This is a genomic window from Proteus sp. fly-1089, from assembly GCF_040138965.1.
In the GTDB taxonomy this organism is placed as follows: domain Bacteria; phylum Pseudomonadota; class Gammaproteobacteria; order Enterobacterales; family Enterobacteriaceae; genus Proteus; species Proteus vulgaris_B.
Genome location: NZ_JBEETS010000015.1, coordinates 1 through 2,949 on the forward strand (window position 1 = coordinate 1; position 2,949 = coordinate 2,949).

The following is a 2,949-nucleotide window of genomic DNA, read 5'->3' on the forward strand; positions in this document are numbered from 1 at the left end:
CTTCGGGTTGTGAGGTTAAGCGAATAAGCGTACACGGTGGATGCCTAGGCAATCAGAGGCGATGAAGGACGTGCTAATCTGCGATAAGCGTCGGTAAGGTGATATGAACCGTTATACCCGACGATTTCCGAATGGGGAAACCCAATATCCAATGGATATTATCATGACGTGAATACATAGCGTCATGAAGCGAACCGGGAGAACTGAAACATCTCAGTACCCCGAGGAAAAGAAATCAACCGAGATTCCCCTAGTAGCGGCGAGCGAACGGGGAACAGCCCAGAGTCTTAATCAACAGCAGCATCAGGAGAACGGTCTGGAAAGTCCGGCAGTAAAGGGTGATAGCCCCGTATCTGAAGATGCTGTTATTGTGAACTCGACGAGTAGGGCGGGACACGTGTTATCCTGTCTGAATATGGGGGGACCATCCTCCAAGGCTAAATACTCCTGATTGACCGATAGTGAACCAGTACCGTGAGGGAAAGGCGAAAAGAACCCCGGCGAGGGGAGTGAAAAAGAACCTGAAACCGTGTACGTACAAGCAGTAGGAGCCTCTTTATGGGGTGACTGCGTACCTTTTGTATAATGGGTCAGCGACTTATATTCTGTAGCAAGGTTAACCGTATAGGGGAGCCGTAGGGAAACCGAGTCTTAACTGGGCGAATGAGTTGCAGGGTATAGACCCGAAACCCGGTGATCTATCCATGGGCAGGTTGAAGGTTGGGTAACACTAACTGGAGGACCGAACCGACTAATGTTGAAAAATTAGCGGATGACTTGTGGATGGGGGTGAAAGGCCAATCAAACCGGGAGATAGCTGGTTCTCCCCGAAAGCTATTTAGGTAGCGCCTCGTGAATTCATCTTCGGGGGTAGAGCACTGTTTCGACTAGGGGGTCATCCCGACTTACCAACTCGATGCAAACTGCGAATACCGAAGAATGTTATCACGGGAGACACACGGCGGGTGCTAACGTCCGTCGTGAAGAGGGAAACAACCCAGACCGCCAGCTAAGGTCCCAAAGTCATGGTTAAGTGGGAAACGAAGTGGGAAGGCTCAGACAGCCAGGATGTTGGCTTAGAAGCAGCCATCATTTAAAGAAAGCGTAATAGCTCACTGGTCGAGTCGGCCCGCGCGGAAGATGTAACGGGGCTAAACCATGCACCGAAGCTGCGGCAGCGACACTATGTGTTGTTGGGTAGGGGAGCGTTCTGTAAGCCTGCGAAGGTGTACTGTGAGGTATGCTGGAGGTATCAGAAGTGCGAATGCTGACATAAGTAACGATAATGCGGGTGAAAAACCCGCACGCCGGAAGACCAAGGGTTCCTGTCCAACGTTAATCGGGGCAGGGTGAGTCGACCCCTAAGGCGAGGCTGAAAAGCGTAGTCGATGGGAAACGGGTTAATATTCCCGTACTGGTGGTAACTGCGATGGGGGAACGGAGAAGGCTAGGTTGTCCGGGCGACGGTCGTCCCGGTTCAAGCATGTAGGCAGAGTGATTAGGCAAATCCGGTCACTTAATGCTGAGGTGTGATGACGAACCACTAAGGTGGTGAAGCAATTGATGCCCTGCTTCCAGGAAAAGCCTCTAAGCTTCAGGTTACCAACAATCGTACCCCAAACCGACACAGGTGGTCAGGTAGAGAATACTCAGGCGCTTGAGAGAACTCGGGTGAAGGAACTAGGCAAAATGGTGCCGTAACTTCGGGAGAAGGCACGCTGGCGGTAAGTGAAGTCCCTTGCGGACGGAGCCGAAGCCAGTCGAAGATACCAGCTGGCTGCAACTGTTTATTAAAAACACAGCACTGTGCAAACACGAAAGTGGACGTATACGGTGTGACGCCTGCCCGGTGCTGGAAGGTTAATTGATGGGGTTATCCGTAAGGAGAAGCTCTTGATCGAAGCCCCAGTAAACGGCGGCCGTAACTATAACGGTCCTAAGGTAGCGAAATTCCTTGTCGGGTAAGTTCCGACCTGCACGAATGGCGTAATGATGGCCAGGCTGTCTCCACCCGAGACTCAGTGAAATTGAACTCGCTGTGAAGATGCAGTGTACCCGCGGCAAGACGGAAAGACCCCGTGAACCTTTACTATAGCTTGACACTGAACATTGAGCCTTGATGTGTAGGATAGGTGGGAGACTATGAAATGTGGACGCCAGTCTGCATGGAGTCAACCTTGAAATACCACCCTTTAACGTTTGATGTTCTAACCTAGGTCCATAATCTGGATCGGGGACCGTGTCTGGTGGGTAGTTTGACTGGGGCGGTCTCCTCCTAAAGAGTAACGGAGGAGCACGAAGGTTGGCTAAGCATGGTCGGACATCATGCGGTTAGTGCAAAGGCATAAGCCAGCTTGACTGTGAGAGTGACGGCTCGAGCAGGTACGAAAGTAGGTCTTAGTGATCCGGTGGTTCTGAATGGAAGGGCCATCGCTCAACGGATAAAAGGTACTCCGGGGATAACAGGCTGATACCGCCCAAGAGTTCATATCGACGGCGGTGTTTGGCACCTCGATGTCGGCTCATCACATCCTGGGGCTGAAGTAGGTCCCAAGGGTATGGCTGTTCGCCATTTAAAGTGGTACGCGAGCTGGGTTTAGAACGTCGTGAGACAGTTCGGTCCCTATCTGCCGTGGGCGTTGGAAGATTGAGAGGGGTTGCTCCTAGTACGAGAGGACCGGAGTGAACGCACCACTGGTGTTCGGGTTGTCATGCCAATGGCATTGCCCGGTAGCTAAGTGCGGAAGAGATAACCGCTGAAAGCATCTAAGCGGGAAACTTGCCTCGAGATGAGTCTTCCCTGTCACCTTGAGTGACCTAAAGGAACGTTTAAGACTAAGACGTTGATAGGCTGGGTGTGTAAGCGTAGCGATACGTTGAGCTAACCAGTACTAATGAACCGTGAGGCTTAACCTGACAACACCGAAGGTGTTTTGTCTGAGAGACAAA

General features: G+C 51.7%; 1 rRNA gene. It reads left to right on the top strand.

Annotated features, from left to right (window positions below):
- Nucleotides 1-13 precede the first annotated feature (13 nt).
- Nucleotides 14-2,916: ribosomal RNA gene (locus ABN080_RS18115) — 23S ribosomal RNA — on the top strand.
- Nucleotides 2,917-2,949 lie beyond the last annotated feature (33 nt).